The organism is Paenibacillus albiflavus, from assembly GCF_004344915.1.
Taxonomy (GTDB): Bacteria; Bacillota; Bacilli; order Paenibacillales; family NBRC-103111; genus Paenibacillus_AM; species Paenibacillus_AM albiflavus.
Map to the genome: position 1 here is coordinate 38,257 of NZ_SKFG01000022.1, position 26,059 is coordinate 64,315.

Consider the following 26,059-nt stretch of genomic DNA (forward strand, 5'->3'; position numbering starts at 1 on the left):
CTTTACACAGCTTCCCGTCTTCTCATGATATAACTTGATATTATCATAAAAATTACGAGATACGCAGCCAAAATTGCAATTCCAGTCAAACTGATCGCTTTACCTGCCACTAGATTCCATGCACCTTGACCCAAACGATAGGTTGGTATCCACTCACCAATTTGCTGCATGAATTTAGGAAGAATTTCAAGCGGCATCCATAATCCACCAAGCATGGCCATCCCTAAACTCGCAATATTCGCAAACACCGAAGCACTCTCTGCTGATTTTGACTGTCCAATAAGAATTCCTAATGCAATAAATGGTAGAATACCAATCCAAATCCAAAAACCACATGCTAACCAAGTTGTTATAGGAAGCTCGATCCCTTTGGCAAATCGTCCGATCAGAAACATAAGAACAATAATCCCAAAATTAATCATCGATTGTCCCGCAACCTTAGCAAAGAAGTAAGTAGTTGGAGGAAGCGGCGTAATTTGCATTAATTGCGTCCAGCCTTGCTTGCGCTCATTGGCAATTCGTACACCTAACGAAAATAGACTCGAGCTCACAATACCAAACAATGTCATCGACATGAGATAATAAGCTTTCCAGTCGGCTCCACCGACCTGTGTTTGATCCCCTACTGTACTTGAGAAAATAAAGTAAAATGCAACTGGCATTATAATCGAAAAAATGAAAAATGATTTACTTCTTAGTGTACGGATAATTTCCATTCTGGATTGCTTTATAAGTGTTTTCATGACTCATTCTCCTTCAGGAATAGATTGTATTGCTCTAACGCTTATTAAGAAGCACTAATGAGCAGCTGCAGCGCATCTTCCAAGTTGCTTTTATTGATTTGTAAATCCTTCAGCGGAATGTTATGACGAACGATTGTAAATATGAGTAGGTCCGTATCTGCTCCAAATAACTCTACCTTATTCCCATTGCGATTTACTTGATCTACACCTGGTAGGCTGTTTAGAACCTCGCTGGATACCTGATCTGTTAGTGTGAAAGAAACTGAGTTTTTCTCCGTAGTTGACTTAATCTCTTGTACCGTTCCATCAGCAATTGATTTCCCGTTATTCACAATTACCACGCGATCCGCAATCGCTTCAACTTCGTCCATGTAATGAGTCGTTAAAACAATCGTTCTACCTTGATCTCTAAGAGCACTAACCGTGCGCCAGAACACCTCGCGTGAGCTTACATCCATTCCGACTGTTGGTTCATCCAGAAAAATGAGATGTGGATCGCCTGCTAATGCCAACGCAAAGCTGAGCCTTCTTTTCTGACCGCCTGATAGGGACGTCGCTAGTTTATTCTCACATTCCTCAAGTCCCGACATCGCAAGCAGCTGTTTCATCGATAATGGAGCTTTATAATAACTTCTGAATAAGTCGATAATTTCACCTGTTTTCATCAGATCAATGACACTGGTCTCTTGCAGCATCGCGCCAAGCCGCTCTCTAACTGACTTTTCATACGGATGTTGACCAAATACTTTCACATGGCCTGATGTCGGCTTCGTTAAGCCAAGCATCATCTTGACTGTTGTTGTTTTGCCCGCACCGTTAGGTCCAATTAAGGCAAGTACACTTCCCTCTTCAACTTGCAAGGATAATTGATCCACTGCAGTTTTATTCTTATATATTTTAGAAACACCATTTAATTCGATAACAGATTTCACTCAAATTGCCTCCCTCATTGCTTCTTATGAATCTATCTTATAATTATGCAGCATGACATAGTAGTCATCTCTGTCATCACTTTGACATGACAAATGTCATCTTGGATGGCTGATAAACATCAATAGGTATAAAAAAAGCCATCAACTTCAAATTGAAGTTGATAGCTTTCGGATGACAGAAATATCATCAATAATTGATACCATCAATAATTCTATCGGCCTTGTCGGATGACAGATTTATTAATGGGTAACGCTTGTTCTACAAGCGTTACTCATGCTCAACAAACTCAAACTCGAAATCACAGATGCGGACGATGGTGCCGTCGGTTGCACCTTTTTCACGTAGAGCCTGATCAATGCCCATTTTACGCAAAATGCGAGCAAAGCGGAGCTGGCCTTCATGTGTGGAGAAGTTCGTCCGCTTAAACAAGCGCTCAATGCCCTCACCTTCCACTACATATGCTTCATTATCACGAGAGATCGTAAATTCATTGTCCACTTTCTTCTCTAAGCGGTATACCTTGCGCTCTTCAACATCCGCAAGATCTTCGATCAGCGGCATCTCAGGAATCGTCTCAAGTAAATCAGCTACCTTGTATAGAAGCTCCTGAACACCATCTTTGGTTACGGCGGAAATCGGGAAGATTTCGTACTGCTTGCCTGTCTCAGCTAGCTTCTGCTTAAACACAGCCAAATGCTCTGCCGCTTCAGGTACATCCATTTTATTCGCCGCAATAAATTGTGGACGATCTTCAAGTTTCACATTGTATAGCTTCATTTCTTCATTAATTTTAAGCCAATCATCGAATGGATCTCTTCCTTCGCTGGCCGACATATCAATGACATGAATAATTGCACGGGTACGCTCGACATGACGCAAGAACTCATGCCCAAGACCCACACCCTGATGCGCGCCTTCGATTAGCCCTGGCAAATCCGCCATTACGAATGATCTGCCATCGCCTACATCAACAACGCCCAGATTTGGGGTAATTGTTGTAAAGTGATAAGCGCCAATCTTCGGTCTTGCACCCGATACAACGGAAAGAATTGTGGATTTACCCACGCTTGGGAAACCAACAAGTCCTATATCAGCCATAACTTTTAGTTCTAGTACAACCCAACGCTCAACACCCTCTTCGCCTCTTTCAGCGATTTCAGGAGCAGGATTATTAATGGTAACAAATCTTGTATTACCGCGGCCTCCACGGCCTCCTTTTGCAATAACAACCTGTTGCCCTTGACGAGTCAGATCCGCAATTACTTCATGTGTATCATCATCGACAACGACTGTACCAGGCGGTACGCGAACAATCATATGCTCAGCGCTTGCACCATGCTGCGTTTTATTGCGGCCTTTCTCCCCACGCTGCGCCTTAAAATGCTTCTGATAACGGAAATCGACAAGTGTACGCAAACCTTCATCTACACGAAAAATAACGTCTCCGCCTCTACCGCCATCACCACCTGCAGGTCCACCCTCAGGAACATATTTCTCTCGACGAAATGCAACGAGGCCATCGCCACCGTCGCCGCCTTTCACATAAACCTTCGCTTTATCTACAAACATCTAAACACCTCTATTTACGTCTGAAACGGTAATTTCAATGTAACCGCAACTTCTTCTTGAGCAAAAATTAATTCCTCGGCGGCCATATCCATTTGTCCTGTTAGCAGCATATTTTGAATTGTCCGTTCCAATAATTCGCGCTTATAAGCTCCTCGAAATACAAAATCCAGCAATAAAGCATCCTCTTCTGGAACAAATTGAAGAGAAAGTACATGTTCTAGATCAGACTCTTCAGGATAAGCTACAGCAGCCTGAAACATCTCAATCATACCACGTGTTGCTGAAGTAATGTAGTCTGGCATAATTGGCAGTTCAGCAAGATTAATTTCCTCATCCATCTCCACTTCTAAATCCATTCCACATGAACCGCATCGAAATGTGAGCAAATATACGATAAGCGCTGGAATTCCTAGCTTTGACAAATAGCTTTCCTGCAATACATTATCTCTTATTTTCTCCATAGCTGACTGTAATTTATCATACTTCTTCAATTGAATATAACCAAACAATATTTGCATATCATTCATCAGATCATGCCGCATTCGACCAGCAATTTGGAGCAGGGACAGATCGTTCTTCTCAAGCTGCGCTGCAAGCTTTGCGCTTTGCTCCATTTGTAATTTACGTTTATATTGGCCAATTCCAACATAACCACAAACAATTGCTAGTAGAATAAGGATTACTCTAATACTTATATGTATTGAGTTAATAACGGATAATAAGGCTGTAACAATCGAGAGTATAAACCAAATATTCCTGCTTGTCCAATGGTACATCTGAATTCCCCTCGCTATGTTCATATCGACACCTGAATGGATATCCTTCATCATTATATCATCCAAATGGAAATATGCACCAAAATTATTCGTTTTTTATCAATTTCCAGCAAATAACGATAAGTTTTTAGCAGAAGTAAAATTCAATAATATTAAAAAAAGCCTTGACGAAATGAATCGCCAAGGCTTTGGGTTCTGTATTAAGCTTCTACAGAAGCAGCAACAGGAGCTTCTGTCACAGGGTATACGCTCGCTTTTTTGCGATCGCGTCCCCAACGTTCGAACTTAACTACGCCTTCAACAAGCGCGAACAATGTATCATCTTTACCGATACCTACATTGTTGCCTGGGTGAATTTTTGTACCGCGTTGACGAACAAGAATGCTACCTGCAGTAACCGTTTGGCCGTCAGCACGTTTCACGCCAAGACGCTTGGAGATGGAGTCACGACCGTTCTTCGTGGAACCTACACCCTTCTTGGATGCGAATAACTGAAGATCTAATCTCAACATAGATGTCAACCTCCTTCTTAATAAGTTGTTGTAACTTGTATATGCTCACCATATGATTCTTCAATCGAGTTCAACATAACAACCATACTTTCGAGCAGCAGTTGGACTTGCTCAGCTACAGAAGATGAAAGATCAGAAGGTATAATTACCTTGAGCATTCCACTCTGCATCTTTACTTGCGGGACTACACCAGTTAATGCCTCAATCGAATTAACTGTACCAACTGTAATAGCTGATACCGCAGAGCAAACAATATCCTTGCCTGGCTCATCATAGAACGCATGGCCTGTTACTTGATAAGAAGTAATGAATTTATTATCTCGGCTTAGACGCTTTACTTTGACCTTGATCATAGTAAAAACCTCTTACGCTTGGATTTTTTCGATTACTACTTTAGTGTACGGTTGACGGTGACCTTGCTTACGGCGATAGTTTTTCTTCGCTTTGTATTTGAATACAGTGATTTTGCTATCTTTACCGTGCTTCTCCACTTTCGCGGATACAGCAGCACCAGAAACAACCGGGGAACCAAGAACTAGTCCGTTCTCTTTGGATACAGCTAGGACACGGTCAAAAGTTACCGTTTCGCCTTCGCCACCAACTAATTTCTCAACATACAACACATCGCCCTCTTGAACTTTGTATTGTTTGCCGCCAGTTTCAATAATTGCGTACATTCGTTGCACCTCCTTCATGTCTCAGACTCGCCATTGTCCAGGTGACGATTGCTCGTACTTTAACCCGACATGTGCGGTTACAGCATGTTTCGCAACACACCAAATCATGATACCACACTATAAACAATAATACAATATCCTTTATTCAATCCAAACCGCTGTACCACTTGCGACGCACATCATCATGCCATCACGAACCATTTCATAGTCTAGATCGATCCCAACTACAGCATTGGCTCCTAAACTATGAGCTTGTGATTCCATTTCATGCAAAGCAATGTTCTTAGCTTCAGATAATTTACTCTCATAAGCCCCGCTTCTACCGCCAATAATATCAGTAATCGAAGCGACAAAGTCACGGACTATATTAGCTCCCATAATGGTTTCGCCTGTTACAATTCCATAATAAGCAGTGATGCGTTTACCTTCAACTGAATTAGTTGTTGTCAATATCATTCCATCATCCCCTATTCCTTATTTAGGTTTCATCCAAGCAAATAGTTTCTTGTTCTTTACTTACGCTTACGTGTTATCTCTAGCAAACCGAGCTTCGTCCAACCCACAATAATGGTCTTTGAACGATCGCTGAGTACCGCTTGGGTAATTGCATCCAGAATAGCTTGGCTATTCTTCTCTTCACTCATATCGATAAAATCGACAATAATCATACCTCGAATATTCCGCAGGCGAAGTAATCTGGCAATTTCGGTTACTGCTTCCATATTCGTATGGAACACTGTCTCTTCCAAATGTGTGGAGCCAGTAAATCTACCCGTATTCACATCGATCACCGTCAACGCTTCAGTAGGATCAACTACTAGATAGCCGCCGCTTGGCAGCCATATCTTACGCCGGAACAAACGATTAAGCTCATCATGAACGCCATATACATCGAAAATCGCTTGTTCACTATTGGAATATAACTTTACTCGTTCTACTAAGCTTGGACTTTGTCTGACAAGCAAATCTTTCATTTCTTTATACACTTGATCATTGTCAATCCATACTTCCTGCACATCATCATCAATCACATCGCGCATAAGTCTAGGAAGCAAATCTAGATCTTGATAAATATGAAGCGGCGCATCTCCAGCTTCCGCCTTCTCTTTTACCGTTCTCCATAACTCTCTTAACTCTCCCAAATCACGCTCAATGGCTTGCTGAGATTGACCTGCTGCAACAGTGCGGATAATGAGCCCTTCTTCATCTGAGCGCAAGCCTTCAGCAATTTCCTTCAGCCGATGTTTATCTGCATCTGATTCTATCTTGCGAGATACCGCTGTATAATCAGCCTCTGGCATATAAACAAGCCATCTGCCGGGTATAGAGAAATGTGTGGTTACTCTGGCGCCTTTCGTACCTTCAGGCTCCTTCACAACTTGAACCATTAATACTTGCCCACGCTTAACAATATCTGCAATAGAAGGCTTCGAACGGGGTTGTTTCTCCATATGAACTGGCAATAAATCATCTATGTATAAGAACGCATTCTTCTCAAGTCCAATATCAACAAAAGCTGCCTGCATCCCAGGCAATACATTAACGACACGCCCGAGGTAAATCGAGCCTACACGCTGCTTATGATCGGAATGCTGGGCATCATATTCGACGAGCCGCTGATTCTCAATTACGACAGCCTGTTGGATGTCTGACCGACATTGTACAACTATTTTTTTCACAAACTCACCCCACAGCTATTTTACATGAAAAGCTCTGAAACTGCACTCCCCGGTTTTTTTTCATGAAAATAAGCCGTTAACAGCCGCTGCTCAGGCAGCACCTTCTGGATGACGCCTTTTTCATTCATGACATAGATTAAATGATACTTCTCGCGCATGAATAATTTTAGGATTTCACCTACCTGACGATGACCATTAACGACAATTGGCTGAGCCAAAGTCCCTGAATGAATGAATTTGCCGCCTCTCTCAATCCGAGCAGATAAGAAACGAATAAAATGGAAAGGTGAATTTCGTAAAGCATACCAATTGGAATAAAATAGGAATAAACTCACAACTATCATGCTAAGCTGAGGCCGGCCTTGTCCCATTTGCCAAACAACTGTGCCAATCACAAGCACACTAACGCTTAGTGATACGATTGCACCATACCAGATAGCCCGATAATATGGAATAAAATAACTCAGCGCCACCTGCATCACCTTACCTCCATCAAGTGGAAGAATGGGCAGCAAATTAAACAAACCGATCATTAAATTAGCTTCTATAAAATAATCCCACCATGCTGGATCAGATACGCCTGAATGTTGGAGTATCCAAGCTATTGCTATCATCCACACATGCTGAAGAGGACCTGCCAGTGCAACGACAAGCTCTTCCCAGGCGGAGACTGTGCCAAGCTCTTCAACCTCTGCCACACCGCCAAACGGCAGAAGCTTAACTTCTTTCAGGCGCCAGCCATACCATTTGATCGCTGCAACATGACCTAGCTCATGAACGAGGACAATGCCAAACAAAGTCATCGCTTCAACAAAATAATCCGTTAGCAAAGATAGAAGAATCATCAGCGTAAATAAAGGATGGATGCGAAATCGAATTCCGAAGCATTTAATCAAATGAGACCACTTCCACCGGGTTCACATAGGTCTTGTCCAATTTAATAGAAAAATAGAGAATTCCCGTCCCCTTATGTTCGTTCTCACTGGCATAGCCGATCGTATCCCCACCCTTGACCCAGTCATTTACGACAACTCTGGACTGCTCAAGCCAACCATAGGTTGAACTGACCCCATTCGGATGCTTAATCACGATTGTTAGGCCTGTTTCTTCTGTTGTATCAACAAATACGACCTGTCCTTCATCAAATGATGAAACAGGAGCTTTCGTTGTGGTCTGCAGAAGGACGCCTGTTTTGCTTTGATCAAATGGAATGGTGACATAGCCCTGCAATGGTGCAAAGAAAGTACGTTTATTGCCCGTGCTTGCTTTCATCGTATTGTCCCCATGCTCTGCGGAATCAAATGCAGGTAGAAAAGACGGTGTATCGCCAAATGTATCTTTAAACCAAGAAGCAACGGAATCAAATTCAAGCGGAGTCGTTAAGGCATTAATCACGTAATTCTTGCCCTTATCTGCATAAGGATGCTGAATTTGAAATAATCCCCATACGAGAGCAAACAGGATGAGACAAATAGCTCCCCTAATCCAAAATCGACGCAGCTTGGGATGTTCATTCCAATCGTCCGGATCTTCATCTGTCGACTCGAATATGCCTTTTTTATATTTTTGTTTCCATACATATTCAGGATCTTGCAGCCTTGGGTCTGTTGCGATAAGCAGACTAGGCTCAATAATAGGACCTGACCGTTCCAATTCAGGAGAAGGCTTCTCAGGTATTGGATTGTCTGTGACTGTATACGGATTTTCCATGACATGAGTTGGACGATCATGCAGATCATGATCTGGCTCATGAATAGGCGTGATGAAGAAATCTACTTGTTTCGATTGCTCTCGCTCATCTCCAAGTAGTTGCTTGATTCGCTCCATGCGGCGCATACGTACATTACGTTTGACTTCCATCTCGATTCCTCCCACTTGTCTGGACAACCTTCATATAACAATCTATGAGAGGAATAGAGAAAATAGTCGTGACTGTCATGACTTGCGTTTATTTCATTTTGTTAAGCGCGTCTCGCAAAGCATCACCTAATCCTGAGGTAAGTGACGTATTGTCACTATATTGTTTAATTAATTTCGCCTGCTGATGTTTATTTACACGTTTGCTGCCGCTTTGCTCCTCCAGCTTCTCTACTATATTACATAGTCGGCACTGTGCATATTTGCCCGCTTTACCTGTATGCAGCTCCATTTTCTTATGACAAACAGGACAACGCTTATTGATTCGCTGTGGCTCGGCATTGCGCTTATAATTGCATTCGCGATTCGAACAAACAAGCAATTTACCTCGCTTGCTATTACGTTCCATCAACTGTTGATTGCATTCGGGACATCTGGAATGAGTTAGATTATGCGGTTTATAGACGATGTCGCTTACTTTGACTTCACGAACTAGCTTCTCTGCTTGTTCACGAATCCCGCTGATAAACTTCGCTCTATTGCCAGCTCCACGTGCAATTCGTTCCAACTCCCGCTCCCACTCTGCAGTAAGCTCTGGCGAGCGTAATTCGCTTGCGACAAGCTCGATAAGCTGTTTGCCTTTACCAGTAGGAATGAGAGATTTCCCATGACGTTCGATGGTTTCAGAGTGAATCAGCTTCTCGATAATATCCGCACGAGTCGCAGGTGTACCTAGATTATGCTTTTCCATCTGGGATAGTAATGAAGCTTCATTATAGCGACTTGGTGGTTTGGTCGCTTGCTCCCTTGCTTGGCAGTTTCTAATTATTAATTGCTGCCCTTCTTTGAGATCCGGCAGTAGCTGACGAGAACTGGAACGATCATCATGATCCGTCTCTTCATCATCGGTTAGATCAAACGTATTCCCATATACCTCTTTCCAGCCCGCATCCTTCTGAACTCTACCTTTGGCATAAAATTTCTCCCCGCCTGATTCCAGCGTAAGGCTCGTTTCGTCATAACGGTAGACAGGATAAAATAATGCGATAAAACGTTTGACAATCAAATCATATAGTCTGCGTTCATCCGAGCTAAGTGCACTCAAGTCCACAAATTGCTCAGTCGGAATAATCGCATGATGATCCGTTACCTTGCTGTCATCAACAATTCTTTTGGTAATAGGCAAAGGTTTGCGCAATAACGGTCTAGCTAGTACTGCATATGGACCTACAGCAACGCTCTCCAATCTGCTGCTGAACGTAGCTGCCATATCCGATGTGAGATAACGGGAATCTGTTCGCGGATAAGTAACCAGCTTATGCTGTTCATACAACTTCTGGAGCACATTCGAAGTCTGCTTAGCGGAGAAGCCCAACCGATTATTAGCATCTCTCTGAAGTTCTGTCAGATCATAAGCTAGCGGCTGCGGTTCTATTTTCTCTGTCGTCGTCTGTTTTATTAGCTTCGCGCTTGAACCTTTTACTTTACTCACAATAGCATCAGCTTGATCTTTGGCGAACAGCCTGCCATCCTGCGAATCTCCGCCACGCCATCTGGCTTGGAATCCATCCAAATTAGCAGTTACTGTCCAAAATGGAACGGGACGGAATTTCTCGATTTCACGCTCTCTTTCCATCATCGTCGCAAGCGTAGGCGTCTGTACGCGACCTGCAGACAATTGTGCATCATATTTGCATGTGAGTGCACGTGTCACGTTTAAACCGATAAGCCAATCTGCTTCTGCGCGACATACAGCTGATGCATACAAATTATCGTAGTCTTTGCCTGGGCGAAGGTGAGCAAAGCCATCACGAATCGCCTTATCTGTCTGAGAAGAAATCCATAATCGCCTAAAAGGCTTGCGCCAATGCACCATCTCCATAATCCATCTTGCGACAAGCTCACCTTCACGTCCAGCATCTGTAGCGACGATCAGCTCCTTCAGATCATTGCGTTTGCATAACTGAGCAATTGCTTTATATTGATGCGAGGTTTCACGCATAATTTTCAATTTCATCGTAGAAGGGAGCAGCGGTAAGTCCTCCAGCTTCCATGTTTTATACTTTGGATCATAGTCTTCCGGTTCTGATAACTCAACCAAATGCCCGAGTGCCCATGTGACGATATACGCTGGACCTTCGATATAACTCTTATGCTTCTCTTTACAACCTAGTACACGCGCAATTTCTTTGGCCACGCTCGGCTTTTCACATAATACAAGTGATTTCATAATTTCTCCCTATCGTAAATGATCTTATTTATCAATCAAACCTGTAAGTTGATTATACACTAGAATCTCTTTCATCATAACTTTAGCGGCAAAGCATAACGATCGCTGCGGCTACGAAAATAAAAAACTACTCCCTACAGCAATCTGCTTCAGGAGTAGTTAGTCCTAGAATTTAGATATCGTTATGATTGGGTCTGCCAACTGATCATCCGTTCTTCCAGATACACTAATGCCGTCTCATTCTTTTTCTTCGTGTCATCATACCATGCTTGAACATCCTTTAACTTCTGCCTGCGATCCTTCGCCATCCTCAGTATTTCTTGCGGATTCGGCCCACCTGTTAGAGAACGCAATTGGACAAAATGCACGGGATCAAGCGCCTGCTCCAATTGAGCCTGGTTCAACGTCACATCTCTACCTAGAATACGCTGTGATTGTTCATTTATCATCTCCAGCGTAATATCCTTGACAGTGCCGCCCATCTCTAAAGTCTTCCGAACAACAGAGCTGACGATATGATGAGACTGTCTAAAATAAATACCTTCCGTGCGTACAAGTGTATCTGCAAGTTCGGTTACCGTGGCAAAGCTCTCCTGCGCTCTGCCCAACAGCACCTCTTTGTTTACTTCCATCGTGCCAATTACGTTACCTAGGAGTCGGCAGATTTGCTCCAAGAGAGCAAGCGATTTCCAAGCATATGGCTGCATATCATCTTCGGTATCCACAATATCGCCAAATGGTGTATTATGCAGCATGGAAATAACCGTCTGCGTATTGCCTACACAGCTGGATAGCAATGAGCGTATATGCTCCACGGAAACGGGATTACGTTTTTGCGGCATGATTGACGACACCTGCACATAAGCTGCTGACAGCTTAATCGCTCCAAATTCCTGCGTACACCAGAGCAATAAATCCTGTGACATGCGACCAAGATTAAGTGCTGTCAGTTGAACCGCTGCTGCGACTTCACTCACATAGTCCGCACCTGCAATTGCATCATAGGAATTCTCAATCATTTCATCAAAAGCTAGCAAACGCATCATTTCTTCGCGATCAATTGCAAACCCCGTTGTCGTAAGTGCTGCTGAGCCCATACTGCTACGGTTGCAGTTGCGATAAGCATTCACCAATCGGCGCAGATCACGTCCTAGCATATCAACGGCTGCCATCAAATAGTGAGCTAAAGTTGTTGGTTGTGCTTGCTGCGTATGGGTATATCCGATCATCACCGTATCTACATGCTCCACTGCGGTAGCAATCAGGATATCCTGCAAGTACATAGCTGCCTGAATGGCTGATAACAGCTTCTCGCGTAAGGTCATGCGATAAATGGCGATTCCCATATCGTTGCGACTGCGTGCCAAATGTAGATTACCAGCAAGATCGCCAGCTAATTCTAATAACATGTGCTCAACTTGATAAAATAAATCTTCGAATTCACCTGTATACGTTGCTTTCCGCAGAGCAGGCAGGTCAAGCTTGCCAATAGCATCTGCTAGCACCTGTGCCTGTTCCTCTGTTACTAAATTTTGTTTGACTAGCATGATCAAATGTGCCTTGTTAATTGCCATCATCGGTCCAAGCAACTGCGCTTTCGCCTCATCAAATGCTGGAGATAATACGAGCTCTGCATAGGATTTACCAGGGAAGCTGCTGCCCTCTTGTTCAATAATTAAGTTACGATTATTCACTTTGATTCCCCCATTTCATTGATGCGCAGTACTGACGGCTGTCTTACTTACTCTTGCTTGACTAATCATATTAACAAATAAACGAATCGCTCCAGGTACCAAATGTGGAATCTCTCTATACCACACAAGAGAGCTATAAGAGTAAACCCCTTTTCCATATTCAGCAGTCAAAAAGATACCTGTAAATTCCTCTTCACCTGGATCCCCAGTGGAAATAAGCTCTGTATATTCAGTACCCCATGAGCATGGAATATAGGCTGAGCGCTCCTGAATCCAGCCCTTCCAATCTTCATCCGTAATCAGGTTCGGATAATGGAACATCGAATGCGCTGGAGCAAGTACCGTTACCTGCGAATTCTCATCGGTCACTCGCCATTTGAGGAATGGCTTGCCAATCTCAATCGGATATGGCGCAAGCTCTGGCTGCCAATTATCTTCTGGCTTATGGTACTGAACAACAAGATTGCCGCCATTATGTACATATTGCAGCAGCCTTTGGTTACATGAAGTCAGTTCAGGTCGAATCGCATAAGCTCTTATTCCTAACACAATGGCATCGTATACACTTAAGTCTCCGAATTCAATATCTTTAGGCTCCAGTCGAGTAACGTTCAGACCGACCAAGCTTAAATAGTGATCGATATTATCGAATCCGCTTGAAATATAGCCAATCTGCAATTGCTCTGGCAATCGCAAATCAAATGCCTCAATCTTCAATTGCTCACTACGAATATAGTACGTTTTGCCGATATGCGGGTATTGAATCACTTGTGCTCGTTCACTGCAAGTAAACTGTGAATCTTCTACAACAGCGGAAATCGCATAGTGACCATTACGTACCTTAGCTGTTGGTTGTACCCTAAACGATACGGTCAGCGTTTCTCCTTTAAAACCAAATTCTAGCTCTTGATGATCAGGCTGTGCGGTCCATCCGTCTGGTAGCTGCAAATGTATGTTAGCGCCCGCAGCACCCGATTTGTAGTTGCGTATCGTCGCTTTAACCGGAATGCATTCAGGTAAACTCACGGTGTTGAGTACAACTGCTTCTGGACTCATACAAATTGAATACGCTGGTAGTATCGCTACCGTCTGCGCAGGATGCATCACCACTTGACTTGTGACATGATAAGCCACATACTCAGCAACACCACTAAAAATCGGATCATGGTAAGGATGAAAATTTGCTGCGTCAATCGGAACCTCTACCTCATACTGTACAGATACCGTCTCGTTATATCCCAACCTGCTGAATTTCGTTTCACCTAAAGGCTTATTCACCCAACCTTGTGGTAATCTAAGCTTTAGACTTAGATCACTCAAAGGCATCATCCCACCATTAAATGCTGTAAGGGTTACCCTCGTTGTCTGCCCAGGAACAAGTTCTGCGGATTCGGGTCTGATTTTAGCAATAAAGGATAACGCTTCTGAACATAGTAAATTAAGCTGATCCTCCTTAACCCGCAAGCGATGGGTTAAATCAGCCTTCGTTTCATCATCTAAATCTGATCTGGCAATATCACTAATCGTATTGGAAACGTCAATCCTCATTCGCTGTGCTTCAAGGGCAACCTGCGAAAATCTAGGGAATGATGAGACGATATGTTGGACATCCGAGTGCAGGGCATACAAATCAGTAATGACCCGCTTATCCCCCTGCTTCATCTCTACTTCTTTGGCGAGATCATCGAACGTAAACGCAATACCATCAAAAAAATCCCGCTCCTGTTTCTGAACAGGGACGATAGATCGTACTAATTCATAATAGCTGCTGATCGGACCTTCATCGATGTGTGAACCCATTCCTTGCGTCTTATGCATAAAACGGGACTGTTCCCCCATTTGTACATACGAAGCCCCATAAATTTCATTGAATTCGCCTGTCGGCACGAATACATGATAGGCATCCTCGCCTGCAGGCACATACATTTTCTTAATTTGCCAAGGTCTAATCCCCGCTTCTGCATGCTCAGGAAACACATCACTATTCGCTGCATCATCAAATGCTCGAATCGTTAAAATCGTCATCGCACGGTGATGACCATGTGTCGTCACATCATTCTGAAACGCATTGAACACTACATCCGGACGCATAGTTCGGATATTCCGAATCAGTCTCTCGTAAGCTAATGATTCTCCCCATTTACCAAAAGTCTCGTCTGCGCATTTGGAAAATCCAAAATCATAAATAGGATCATGAATCTGCTCGCTCAGCAAACAAAGCGTAACATTCATCATTTTGGAGGCTTCTTCTAATTCTCGGGTGCGAATCACACCAAGTGCATCACCCAGTTCGCTGCCAAGCTCATTTTGCCCGCCCTCACCTCTAGTAGCAATCAAACTGATAGTATGAACACCCTTGCCAAGCGAATAATAAGCCAGTGTATCACTATGCTCATCATCAGGATGCGCACCCGTGTTCATAATGCTTGCAACTGTAGTAAGAGGATGTATAGATTTCCAGAGCTGTACGATCCCATACACTCGTTTGCTTGATTTCGTAGAAAACTGAGCTGCCAAGCTTGCTTCATCCAGGCATTTATCTGAAGCGATTAGGGGGTCTCCCCCCTTACTTCGAATGATCATCATGTCCTCATTCCTATCCGTAGCTGGTTTATACTGTCATATTAGCGCGATCACCAGTTATTTTTTGTGTGATGGCTAATACGAGGATAATGGTTAAAATTTGCAGAACCCCATAGGCACAAGCAGTACCAAAATCAAAGGAATACATTTTTTGGTAGATAGCTACTGAAATAGGCATTGTTTTCGTTGTAAATAGGAGAATAGAAGCTACAAACTCGCCAATTCCTTGTACAAAAGCAAGCAGCGCTCCTGCCACGATACCGCCTAACGCCATTGGAAATACAACTCTCCTAAAGCTATACCACCAGGAAGCTCCTAAATTACGAGCCGCTTCCTCAATAGATACGTCCATCTGCAGTAAAGTAGCAGAAGTGGAACGAAATACGAGTGGCAAATGACGAACAAAATAAGCGAGTGGTATGATCCAGGCGGTACCTACTAAAATTTGACCAAAGCTGAATACCGATTTCACGTTGAATGCAGCAATTAAATTAACCGCAACAACCGTCCCTGGCAAAGCCCATGGAATCATAATTAACGTTTCTAGCAGAAACTTGCCCTTAAACTTCAACCGTACCATACAATATGCTGCTGCAACGCCAAATGCGAGAACACCAAGCGTAGCAATTCCGCTCATTCTAAGAGAGTTTACGATTGGTTTCCAAGTCTTGCTATTCGTAAACAAATCGATATAATAATCCAATGTATATTTTGGCGGAAGAATTTGAACAGTCCATGTGCCATCCACTGAGAAGGAGATTAGTACGATGACGAGAATCGGCAACGTAAGAATGAGCACACCTAGGAATGAGCAAATAATGGCTAGATATTTAATAAATGTATTCTTAACTTCGGAGCGATGAACGCTTACACCCTTGCTCATATTCATATAACTTCGTCTGCCCTGATACCAACGCATAACAATTAAGAAAAGAATCGATACGATGGATAAAATGGTAGATTGCGCAGCAGCCATATCAAGGCTACCATTTGTTCTGGACAAATAAATCTGCATCGTCATCGTTCGTTGAATACCGAATATTAGCGGTGCCGTGTAGGATGCCATCGAAATCATGAAGACAAGTAGCGAAGAAGCTACCATAGCTGGTGTCAGCATTGGCAGGATGACCCGACGCCATACATATAAACGGCCCGCTCCAAGACTTGCGGCTGCTTCTTCAAGTGAAGGATCAAGCCCCTTGATTGCGGCTGATGCTGTCATATAGAAATAGGTGTACATCGTAAAGGTATGTACAACAACGACTCCCCAAATCCCTTTGAGCGAGAACGGAACTTGCTCCAAATGGAATAACGCCTTAAGCGCTCTTGGAATGATCCCGCTTTCTCCATAAAGAAAAGAGAAGGATAATACGCCAATGAGCGGTGGCAATGCCAGCGGTACAAGCACGAGGATCGATAATATTTTTCTGCCAGGAAAATGATAGCGCTCTAGCAAAAAAGCCATCGTAACTCCAACAATTCCACTCGATATTACACTTAGAATAGAAATATAAACACTATTCCATAACGCCTCAAGATTCGATGAGTGAGAAGGATCAAAGAATTGCTTATAATTCGCTAGACTGAATGTCCCATCTGTTTTAAAGCTCTCCGCAAATGTCTGATAGAAGGGATAAACGACATATCCTAGTAAAATTAAAAACAGTGGAGCTACCAATAAATAGACAAAATAAGGTGACGACTGCAAAGACGATTTACGCTTTACTGGCTGCACCCCTTGAAGCTCAATTTTCATATTGGATACCTCAATCTGTAAAATAGACGCTTTCCTTTGGAATAAAGAAGCTGATCTCTTCATCACGCTGTCGCAATCTATGTCCTTGATTAATGAACATTGCTCTTAGCTGCAATCCGCCAATATCGGTTACATAATTGACACTCATGCCTGTAAATTCAGAGACGACTACCTTCCCTGCAACATCTAACCCTTCTTCATTCGCATTGCTAGATTCTCGAATCCATTCCGGCCGAATGGAGATCGCTATTTCAGATCCAACCTCAAATTTGCATATCGGTGATGAATTGTGTGCATTGCCGCAAATCACGATCTCAGGTGTTAAACGAACATAGACATCATTGCCCTCTATGCGCTCAATGATCCCGCTCCATAGATTGGTCTCCCCGATAAAAGTACTGACAAAGCGATTGACAGGTCGATTGTAGATTTCTTCCGGCGATCCAATCTGCTGAACAACTCCGCCTTGCATAACCATAATGCGATCTGACATCGCCATTGCCTCTGCTTGGTCATGCGTAACGTATATCGTCGTTATCCCAAGCTCCATCTGAAGCTTCTTTATTTCTAATCTCGTTTCTTCGCGCAGCTTAGCGTCAAGATTAGACAAAGGCTCATCAAGCAGCAGAATATTCGGCTCTATAACTAATGCTCTCGCTAATGCGACACGCTGCTGCTGCCCTCCTGATAATTGATCGATTCGCCTGCTTGCATACGCATCCAAATGTACTTGTTTAAGAGCATCCGTTACCCTCTGCTTAATTTCATCCTTCGTTTTCTTGCGTACCTTAAGTCCAAATGCAACATTCTCAAACACCGTCATATGCGGGAATAGTGCATAGTTCTGAAATACCATGCCCGTATTTCGTTTATTAGGAGGTAAATACGTTACATTCTCGTCACCGAACAGGATATTGCCTTCTGTCGGATAATAGAACCCAGCGATCATTCGCAGTGTCGTTGTTTTGCCACATCCACTCGGCCCGAGCAACGTAAAGAATTCTCCAGGTTTAATTGATACATCTACATCCGAAACACCATGTGCTTGACCAAATTGTTTACTAATGTGTTCAAGTGTAACTTGGATCATAGCGGCCTCCTCCGAGATTCACATCGTTGTTATGTTATACTTCAGGCGGAGTTCTGCTAGCAACTCCGCCTGAAAATTCAGAACATTTTATTTACTTCCTTTGCCTTTGATGTTCTGATCCCAGTAGCCCATCCATTCTTTCTCTTTATCAGCCATTACTTTCCAATCAATGTCAAGTGGTTTAAGGTCCAAACCATTTAGCCATGCCGGAAGTTTATCCTTGCTAATATCAGAGCGTGTCGGAATTTGGAACAGCTTCTCAGCCATCTCAGCACGAATATCTGGATCGAACAAGAAGTCATAGAATTTAGCAGCTGCATCCTTGTTAGGCGCGCCTTTGATAAGGCCTACACCATCAACAAGAATAGGAGCACCGCTCTTCGGATATACAAAATCAAACGGACGTTTCTTCAATTCTTTTTGCAGCATAACGTCTTGGAGATTCCATAAGGTGAAAGCACCCTCTTGACGCTCAATCTTCAATTGCATTTGCGTTGGATCCGCTGCATATTCCTTCGTATTTGCATCAAGCTTCTTTAAGAAATCATAACCTTTTTGTGGATCTGCTGCACCTTGACGGAAGATCATTGCGGAATAAATAGTTCTCATCGTACCAGATGCAAGTACGTCGCGAATAACGATTTTGCCTTTATACTTCGGATCGATAATATCGTCCCAATCTTGCGGTGCATCTGCTTTATTCTTATACACATCGCTGTTATACATAATAACTTCTGGCAACAGCATTTCACCGTACCAACGATCTTGCGCATCCTTATACAATGCAGGAACTTGATCGCCGCCACTAGGCTTATAGGTATCTAGCAATCCTTCATCGGCAGCTGTCATTAAGGCAGATTGTGTTCCACCCCACCAGAAATCACCTTGTGGATTCGCTTTCTCTCCGCGAACACGCTCAAGAATTTGTTGAGCACCCATCTCTAGCGTTTCAACCTCTATGTTCGGGTACTTCGCATTGAATTTTGGTAGAACGACGTCGAATACGTTCTTGTCTCTACCAGTGTAAATAACTAATTTCTGCTTCGCGTCATTCGGTTTAGGTGTCTCTGCTGATTTTGGTGCGTCTGTTGCAGTGCTTGATCCCCCACCACTGCTGCATGCTGTAATGATCATCACAAGGGCTAGCATAACCATTGCATAAACTGAGTATTTCTTTGTGCGTACCACTTAAGTCCCCCCTCAAATTAAGCCTAGTATTCTGTTAGGTAATTTTTACCTTGGAGAAAATTGTATATTAGAAAAAAAAAGCTGTCAATGCTTGGATTGGCAGCACATATTTAGTACAATATAGTTATTTGATCGCAATTTTATACTAAGGGACACTAGGATATATGAAGGAGTCAAGACACGATGACAACTATACCCGATCAACAAATATTTCTTCATCTGCTGCAAAATGAATTCAAGCTTGCAACTGGCTGCACTGATCCAGCCGCAATTGCTTCAACCGTAGCTAGAGCTGCCGAACAATTACCTAGCAGACAACTAGATGATGTTGCCAGCATTGAAATTGAGCTCAGTCCTAATATTCTAAAGAACGGCTACAATGTAGACATTCCTGGCACTTCCGCAAGAGGCATTCCGCTTGCCGTTGCTTTAGGTTATGTCATGGGGGATTCCTCAGTAGGATTTGAAATTTTCCAAGGCTTAAAGGAAGAGCATGTCGTCCTTGCAGAACAGCTTGTTGCTGCCAAGAAAATTACCATTAAGCAAAAAGCGGAAGGTACAGAATTATCCATATACTGTATCCTTACATCGACTAAGGGAGATCATGTAGAAGTTCTGGTTAAGCAGGATTATTTTAATACGCAGCATATTAAACTAAATGGTCAAACTATTTATAATAATGAAGGAAATCCAAAATCCAAAGTCGCAGATAAAGGCTACTCTCTCAAAGACCTCAAAGCTTTCATCGAGCAGACGCCCATTGAAGACCTAGCGTTCGTCGCTGATGGTATCCGCACGAATATCGCATTTCTTGAAGAAGGTTTACAGAATCCTAGAGGACTTAAGATCGGAAAAATTCTTACAAGTGCTTACGAAGGTCAGATCGATTCCAAAGCTATCTCCGATATCAGCATGAGAATCAAAATGCTGACATCAGCGGCAGTTGATTCCCGCATGGGAGGATCACCTCTAGCTGTTATGTCTAGTGGGGGCAGCGGAAACCTGGGACTAGGCGGAACAATCCCGATTGTGGTCGTATGCGAGCATTATCAATTTACCGATGAACAACGGATTCGCGCTGTAGCTCTGGCAAACTTAGTTCATATCTATATGAAGCAAATGATTGGCAGATTAACAGCAGTATGCGGCGGCGTGCTTGTTGGAATGGGAACTGCGGCTGCAATTGTGTGGCTGCATGGTGGAACGATTCAGCAGATGGAAGGCGCAATCAACAATATTGCAGCTAACATCACAGGTATGATCTGTGATGGTGCGAATTACGGCTGCTCTTTTAAAGTAAGTACAGCACAAGTGGAAGCTTACTTTGCTGCCGTCCTGGCACTTCAGAATTGCATGGCAACTTCAACTGAGGGAATTGTCGGTGCCGATAACAAACAGACGCTATCCAATATCGCGAACATTTTCAAAGAAATGAGCAAAATGGACCCTGTCGTCCTTCAAATGATTCCAAACTAAGTTTTACAAAAAAGTGGCTCCTGATAAAATCAGAAGCCACTTTTTCTTAAGAGTCCCTTGTTACAGCTCAGGGCTCTTTCCTATATTATTCACCTTGTTCATATGCAGATAATTTGTCCTGATGCAGTCGAACACTCATCACGAGTCCCATCGAAACCATGTTGATTAAGAGTGAGGTTCCGCCATAAGAGATGAATGGCAATGTGATACCCGTAATGGGCATAAGCCCGATCAACATACCGACATTCTGAAAAATTTGCAATACGAACATCGAAACGATTCCAATAATAATGTATGATCCGCTAAGCTGAGTACTCTGAATTGCAGTCAGGATCATCCGATAAATAAGCACAAAGTACAGTAGCAGCAGTATGGCGCTTCCACGAAAACCAAATTCTTCGCCCACTACAGCAAAGATCGCATCGGTATAAGCAAGCGGAATGCGCCTGTCGTGAACCATATCACCTTGCAAATATCCCTGACCTGTAAGTCCACCCGAACCGATCGCTGTCATCGAATTGACCTTTTGATAGCTCCAGTCCTTGTTAACCGTCTCGGGATACAAGAAAGAATCAAGCCGTACTACCCAGTGTGCAAAGTTATGATTACTCAGATACTGGACAATTTGATCATGATACGAGTCGTAGAGATAATATCCACCAAACGCGACGACACCGATAATCACGAGACCAATAAGCACATGCGTATATTTAATATTTCCAATCCAATACATGCCGATGAGAATGATCAAGTAAATCGCCGCATTTCCCATGTCAGGGAACTTCATTACCATTAGGAATGGTACAAGTACGATTAGCCCAATCGGCAGAACATCTTGAACAAAAGTGAGCTGTTCTCCTTTTCTCTTGCTTAGCAGCGCAGCTATTACAATAATTAGAATAAGCTTCATCAGCTCGGCAGGTTGAAACTGGATACTCCCAAACTCAAACCAGCCTTTTGCACCTTTAATTTCTTTACTAAAGAAAAAGACACCAATTAGCGAAGCTATTCCAACACCATAAATATAATACCAATATTTTAACAATATTCGATAGTCAAAAAATGATGTTGCTATAAATCCAGCTAACCCAACTCCTATTACTGCTAAGCTCTTTTTGATCGAGATATTAATCGTTATATCATCAATTGTTGCGCTATACACAAGCAATAACGACATCACCATAAATCCGATCAACGTAACCACGATGTAAGGATCAAATTGTTTTATTTTACGAAGCAAAGCACATTCCTCATCCTATCCCGAGCAGTTTCTTCATTTTGCTAAACATTCCAGGCTTAGTTTGATCAAGCGGACTAAGTGGTACAGAATCCCCTAAGATACGCCTAGCGATGTTTCGATAAGCGATTGAAGCTCGTGATGTATCGCTCATCACAGTTGGCTCCCCAGAGTTCGCAGCTTTAATCACATGTTCATCATCAGGAACAATTCCTAGCAAATCGATGGCAAGAATAGAGCAAATCTCGTCAACTTCGAGCATCTCACCCTTTTTAACCATGTTAGGACGAATTCGATTAATAATTAGTTTAGGTGATTTGATATTGGCTTGCTCCAATAATCCTATGACGCGATCCGCATCACGGGTTGAAGTAAGCTCAGGCGTCGTAACAACAATGGCATGGTCAGCACCTGCTATTGCATTGCGAAATCCTTGCTCAATCCCGGCTGGGCAATCGATAATGACATAATCAAAATCAGCTTTGAGTTCATCTACAATTCGTTTAACCTCTTCAGGCTCAATACTGTTTTTGTCTGCAGTCTGAGCTGCGGGCAGCATATAAAGCTCATTAAATCGTTTGTCGCGAACAAGCGCTTGATTCAAACGACAACGTTCTTTGGCTACATCGAGGATATTATAGATAATCCGATTCTCTAGTCCCATTACGACATCCAAGTTTCTAAGCCCAATATCGGTATCTACCATACATACTTTTTTGCCAAGCAGTGCAAGTGCAGATCCGACGTTCGCAGAAGTTGTCGTCTTACCAACACCGCCTTTGCCGGATGTAACCACGATCGCTTCCCCCATGAACGTTCACTCCCTATAAATATATAATTCCCACAAATTTGCTATTTCTAACAGTTATAACGATCATTAGTCTGATGGAAGCAATTGATGTAGATGTTTCATCGTATCGATCTCCATCACACCTTCTTTAATATAAGCAAATTCCATATAACCTTTACTTACACTGTCATCATCAGGTGCTCTGGATAAAACTTCAGCAATTTTGAGCTGCATTGGACTTAAGTAAGACGCAGCGATAATCGCTGTTTCATCCCCTTCACTTCCTGCATGTGCCATTCCTCGTAATGCGCCTAATATATAAATAGACCCTGTGGATACAATGGATCCACCCGGGTTTACATCACCAAGAAACAATAAATCTCCCTTATGCTCAAGAACTTGTCCCGAACGAACGATTCCCTTGATTTGCTTTAAACGACTAGGCGTTTGCGCTGGTTCAGGATCTGCGTCCGATTCAATTGATTGAATGAGCAAGTTGCCCTTCTGCTTGATAATATCTCGAATCTGGTCCTTCTGGAATTCCGTTATATGGCGTCTGCCAAGCTTCACATGAACATGAATAATCGGTCCTGTAAAAAACTGTTCATGCGTTTTCTCCAATATATAATTAAGCTCACGCAGCAATAACTCATAATTACAGTGGTCATTCAGGTAAAAAACTAATCCATCCTTGATGCCTTTAATCGTAACGTATTGTTTTCTCCTAGCAGTCATTTATTTCCCAACCTCCCACTCTATACATTTCTGCTTATAAGCAGGATTCTCCTTCTTATCTCGAGGAATCCTCCTGAACTTTTTTAAGTGAGATCAGGTTATCAAGCAGCTTGCGGACGGGCAAATAGATTGCTAATGCGACCAGCATGCTGAATAGAGCGCTTGGCAGAATATTATGAGTGAACGCACGTAAATAATCCATATGAGTGACCTTAAATAACAGATAAGTTCCATACATGATAGATTCAAAGAATATATAGCTAAGACCAATTAAGAGCGTAATATTCAGGATAAAATAAGGCTTGCGAGCTTGTAGTAACCCAAGTAAATAAGCTGTAAGCCCCATCGCAAAGGAATGAACCCCTAACATATGGCCATAGAACATGAAGTCCTGTAAAATCCCGAAAATCAAGCCATACATTAACGCCTTATGTCTACCCATATATAAAGCAACATACATAATCAAGACAAATACGATATTAGGGGAAACATGTACATCCGATTGCCAAGAAACAGGTAAGATCCAATTGAACCATGTACTCTGTAAGAAAAACATAAGCAGGCATAAGAGCCAAATGGAATGGCGTTTCATCTCTTACCCCTTTTCTGGCACTTCGACCACAAACACTTCGCGGATTTTATGGAATTGAGCAAATGGTTCGATCATCACTTTATGCGTGATTCCAAAATCACCAACGTCTCGGCTAACGACCTTCCCGATCGGAATACCCTCAGGGAACACCTGACCATAACCAGAAGTAATAATGGTATCACCCACAGCAATCTTATCGTTCTGGTCTACACGCGTCATCACGAGTTGACCTTTCTCATAGCTCTCAATAATTCCATACGATTCATTCTCGCGACCTTGCGCGGTAGCTGCAATTGCTTTGGTTGTATTGTCAGTATCTGTAATATCTGTCAAAAGCTGAACGGTAGAACTGAATGGAGCAACGGTCTGGATTCTGCCAATTAAGCCGTCAATCGTACTAACAGCCATGTTCGGCTTGATGCCATCCTTCTCCCCAAGATTAATCGTAATCGTATTGGTGTAAGCGTCAATCGTATTAGCTGACACGACTTCAGCAATCCGATATCGGTAATCATTCGCTTGCTTCTGATGTTCCGTGAATTTCAAATCTTCCTTCAGACGCTTATTCTGCGCTTCCAAATCATTGAGACGCTGCGTATCTCGAGCATACTGCGTCAATGTCAATTTGAGTGTTTTATTCTCTGTATAAATGACACGCAGCTTGCTTATATCTTCAAAGAAACCCGCTACATAGCCAGCGGGCTTATAAAATAATCTTTGAGTCCAGGAAACCGTATCTCTAACAAATTTTTCAGGCCATGTACCGCCTGCTCTACCACCTAAGGTCAATCCCATCAGAATGAAAAATAGGATCAGAGCAAGCATCAAAAAAATGAGCCTTTTATTCCCCATAAACTTGAACAACAGCAACACCTTCTCAGAATCTGATAAATCCTACCCTTTTTTGTATCTAGCTCCATTGTTCTTGAATAAATCCAAATGATCAAGAGATAGTCCTGTTCCAATCGCAACGCAATCCAGTGCATTCTCCGCAACAATAACAGGCATACCAGTTTCACCAGTAAGCAATTTATCCAAATTACGCAGCATACCACCGCCACCTGTTAACACAATACCACGATCAATGATATCGGCAGCAAGCTCAGGAGGACATTTCTCCAAGGTAACCTTAACTGCTTCAACAATCGAATTGAGTGTATCAGTTAGCGCTTCTGTAATCTCCTCAGATGTTACCGTTAATTCCTTCGGCAGACCGCTGACTAGATCACGTCCACGAATTTCGAATGATTCCGTTTGTTCAAGCGGCAATGCTGAACCAAGCTCCATTTTCAGTGTCTCTGAAGTTCTTTCCCCGATCAATAAGCTGTACGTTTTCTTAATGTATTGCATGATGGCCTCATCCATTTCATCTCCTGCGACACGAATGGAACGGCTTGTCACGATACTTCCTAGTGATATTACTGCTACTTCAGTCGTACCGCCTCCGATGTCTACAACCATGGAGCCTGTTGGTTCCCATACAGGTAAACCTGCGCCAATTGCTGCTGCAAGCGGCTCTTCGATCGTATGCGCCTCTTTGGCACCTGCTTGCTTAGCTGCGTCTGTAACTGCACGCTTCTCTACTGCTGTAATGCCAGATGGCACACATACCATTACATTCGGATTACGTCCGAACATCGATTTCTTCTGGGCTTGACGCAAAAAATAACGCATCATCGCAGCAGTAGTTTCGAAATCTGCAATAACGCCATCCTTCATTGGTCGAATCGCGCGAATATTACCAGGCGTACGCCCAATCATTTTCTTCGCATCATTACCTACGGCCTCAATTGTTTTTGTATCTGTACGCTGAGCAACCACGGATGGTTCTCGCACAATAATACCTTTTCCTTTTTCAAAAACAAGCGTGTTAGCTGTACCTAAATCAATACCTAAATCTTTTCCACCGAACATACGTGGAGCTCCTTCCTGCTATGCAAAA

24 protein-coding genes and 1 other annotated feature are annotated in these 26,059 nt (G+C 42.9%); of the genes, 1 reads left to right on the plus strand and 23 read right to left on the minus strand.

The window, feature by feature from the left end:
* Positions 1 to 2 precede the first annotated feature (2 nt).
* From E0485_RS18485 to E0485_RS18565, 17 genes are all read right to left on the minus strand, one after another.
* On the minus strand, positions 3 to 743 hold the full coding sequence (locus tag E0485_RS18485) for an ABC transporter permease (protein ID WP_132419556.1): 741 nt from the start codon (positions 741 to 743) through the stop codon (positions 3 to 5).
* A gap of 44 nt (positions 744 to 787) precedes the next feature.
* A complete protein-coding gene (locus tag E0485_RS18490; RefSeq protein WP_132419557.1) occupies positions 788 to 1,675 on the minus strand; it encodes an ABC transporter ATP-binding protein in 888 nt (295 codons plus the stop codon).
* A gap of 268 nt (positions 1,676 to 1,943) precedes the next feature.
* A complete protein-coding gene (obgE, locus tag E0485_RS18495; RefSeq protein WP_132419558.1) occupies positions 1,944 to 3,245 on the minus strand; it encodes a GTPase ObgE in 1,302 nt (433 codons plus the stop codon).
* 14 nt (positions 3,246 to 3,259) lie between these two features.
* Positions 3,260 to 4,075: a Spo0B domain-containing protein gene (locus tag E0485_RS18500; RefSeq protein WP_132419559.1), complete on the minus strand. Its 816-nt coding sequence runs from the start codon at positions 4,073 to 4,075 to the stop codon at positions 3,260 to 3,262.
* Between the two features lie 146 nt (positions 4,076 to 4,221).
* Positions 4,222 to 4,533 (minus strand): 50S ribosomal protein L27, encoded by a 312-nt coding sequence (gene rpmA / locus E0485_RS18505; protein ID WP_132419560.1) that lies wholly within the window; start codon positions 4,531 to 4,533, stop codon positions 4,222 to 4,224.
* A 17-nt stretch (positions 4,534 to 4,550) separates the two neighbouring features.
* The gene (locus E0485_RS18510) at positions 4,551 to 4,886 is read right to left on the minus strand and encodes a ribosomal-processing cysteine protease Prp (RefSeq protein WP_132419561.1); all 336 of its coding nucleotides are present in this window, start codon (positions 4,884 to 4,886) and stop codon (positions 4,551 to 4,553) included.
* A gap of 12 nt (positions 4,887 to 4,898) precedes the next feature.
* Positions 4,899 to 5,210 (minus strand): 50S ribosomal protein L21, encoded by a 312-nt coding sequence (gene rplU, locus E0485_RS18515; protein WP_132419562.1) that lies wholly within the window; start codon positions 5,208 to 5,210, stop codon positions 4,899 to 4,901.
* Positions 5,211 to 5,223: 13 nt separating this feature from the next.
* Positions 5,224 to 5,299 (minus strand) — a sequence feature (ribosomal protein L21 leader region).
* Between the two features lie 52 nt (positions 5,300 to 5,351).
* Positions 5,352 to 5,666 (minus strand): YbjQ family protein, encoded by a 315-nt coding sequence (locus E0485_RS18520; protein ID WP_132419563.1) that lies wholly within the window; start codon positions 5,664 to 5,666, stop codon positions 5,352 to 5,354.
* A 56-nt stretch (positions 5,667 to 5,722) separates the two neighbouring features.
* Positions 5,723 to 6,889 (minus strand): Rne/Rng family ribonuclease, encoded by a 1,167-nt coding sequence (locus E0485_RS18525; RefSeq protein WP_132419564.1) that lies wholly within the window; start codon positions 6,887 to 6,889, stop codon positions 5,723 to 5,725.
* A gap of 20 nt (positions 6,890 to 6,909) precedes the next feature.
* Positions 6,910 to 7,785, minus strand: coding sequence for a M50 family metallopeptidase (locus tag E0485_RS18530; RefSeq protein ID WP_132419565.1), 876 nt, complete (start codon positions 7,783 to 7,785; stop codon positions 6,910 to 6,912).
* A complete protein-coding gene (locus tag E0485_RS18535) occupies positions 7,778 to 8,749 on the minus strand; it encodes a M23 family metallopeptidase (RefSeq protein WP_132419566.1) in 972 nt (323 codons plus the stop codon). The genes E0485_RS18530 and E0485_RS18535 overlap by 8 nt, the downstream gene beginning before the upstream one ends.
* An 88-nt stretch (positions 8,750 to 8,837) precedes the next feature.
* Entirely contained in the window at positions 8,838 to 10,976 is a 2,139-nt protein-coding gene (locus tag E0485_RS18540; RefSeq protein WP_132419567.1) for a DNA topoisomerase III, read from the minus strand.
* Between the two features lie 182 nt (positions 10,977 to 11,158).
* Complete coding sequence (argH, locus tag E0485_RS18545; protein WP_132419568.1) at positions 11,159 to 12,670, minus strand: argininosuccinate lyase; 1,512 nt, start codon at positions 12,668 to 12,670, stop codon at positions 11,159 to 11,161.
* 15 nt (positions 12,671 to 12,685) lie between these two features.
* Positions 12,686 to 15,256 carry an NEW3 domain-containing protein gene (locus E0485_RS18550; protein WP_235857627.1) on the minus strand — a complete coding sequence of 857 codons (2,571 nt, stop codon included), beginning with the start codon at positions 15,254 to 15,256 and terminating at the stop codon, positions 12,686 to 12,688.
* 25 nt (positions 15,257 to 15,281) lie between these two features.
* Positions 15,282 to 17,009, minus strand: coding sequence for an ABC transporter permease (locus E0485_RS18555; RefSeq protein WP_132419569.1), 1,728 nt, complete (start codon positions 17,007 to 17,009; stop codon positions 15,282 to 15,284).
* A gap of 10 nt (positions 17,010 to 17,019) precedes the next feature.
* Positions 17,020 to 18,099 (minus strand): ABC transporter ATP-binding protein, encoded by a 1,080-nt coding sequence (locus E0485_RS18560; RefSeq protein ID WP_132419570.1) that lies wholly within the window; start codon positions 18,097 to 18,099, stop codon positions 17,020 to 17,022.
* A gap of 87 nt (positions 18,100 to 18,186) precedes the next feature.
* Positions 18,187 to 19,254, minus strand: a complete 1,068-nt coding sequence (locus tag E0485_RS18565) for an extracellular solute-binding protein (protein WP_132419623.1) — start codon at positions 19,252 to 19,254, stop codon at positions 18,187 to 18,189.
* Between the two features lie 216 nt (positions 19,255 to 19,470).
* Between E0485_RS18565 and E0485_RS18570 the strand changes: the two genes are divergently transcribed.
* Entirely contained in the window at positions 19,471 to 20,763 is a 1,293-nt protein-coding gene (locus E0485_RS18570) for an L-cysteine desulfidase family protein (protein WP_132419571.1), read from the plus strand.
* 85 nt (positions 20,764 to 20,848) lie between these two features.
* On the opposite strand, the gene E0485_RS18575 is transcribed toward E0485_RS18570, so the two are convergent.
* The 6 genes from E0485_RS18575 to E0485_RS18600 all read right to left on the minus strand — a co-directional run bounded on the left by E0485_RS18575 (position 20,849) and on the right by E0485_RS18600 (position 26,031).
* A complete protein-coding gene (locus tag E0485_RS18575; RefSeq protein ID WP_132419572.1) occupies positions 20,849 to 22,003 on the minus strand; it encodes an FtsW/RodA/SpoVE family cell cycle protein in 1,155 nt (384 codons plus the stop codon).
* A gap of 10 nt (positions 22,004 to 22,013) precedes the next feature.
* Positions 22,014 to 22,811, minus strand: coding sequence for a septum site-determining protein MinD (minD, locus tag E0485_RS18580; protein WP_132419573.1), 798 nt, complete (start codon positions 22,809 to 22,811; stop codon positions 22,014 to 22,016).
* Positions 22,812 to 22,877: 66 nt separating this feature from the next.
* Positions 22,878 to 23,525: a septum site-determining protein MinC gene (gene minC, locus E0485_RS18585; protein WP_132419574.1), complete on the minus strand. Its 648-nt coding sequence runs from the start codon at positions 23,523 to 23,525 to the stop codon at positions 22,878 to 22,880.
* A gap of 55 nt (positions 23,526 to 23,580) precedes the next feature.
* Positions 23,581 to 24,117 carry a rod shape-determining protein MreD gene (gene mreD / locus E0485_RS18590; RefSeq protein ID WP_132419575.1) on the minus strand — a complete coding sequence of 179 codons (537 nt, stop codon included), beginning with the start codon at positions 24,115 to 24,117 and terminating at the stop codon, positions 23,581 to 23,583.
* A gap of 3 nt (positions 24,118 to 24,120) precedes the next feature.
* On the minus strand, positions 24,121 to 24,990 hold the full coding sequence (gene mreC / locus E0485_RS18595) for a rod shape-determining protein MreC (RefSeq protein ID WP_328591324.1): 870 nt from the start codon (positions 24,988 to 24,990) through the stop codon (positions 24,121 to 24,123).
* A gap of 21 nt (positions 24,991 to 25,011) precedes the next feature.
* Positions 25,012 to 26,031, minus strand: coding sequence for a rod shape-determining protein (locus E0485_RS18600; protein WP_132419576.1), 1,020 nt, complete (start codon positions 26,029 to 26,031; stop codon positions 25,012 to 25,014).
* Between the last annotated feature and the right edge of the window lie 28 nt (positions 26,032 to 26,059).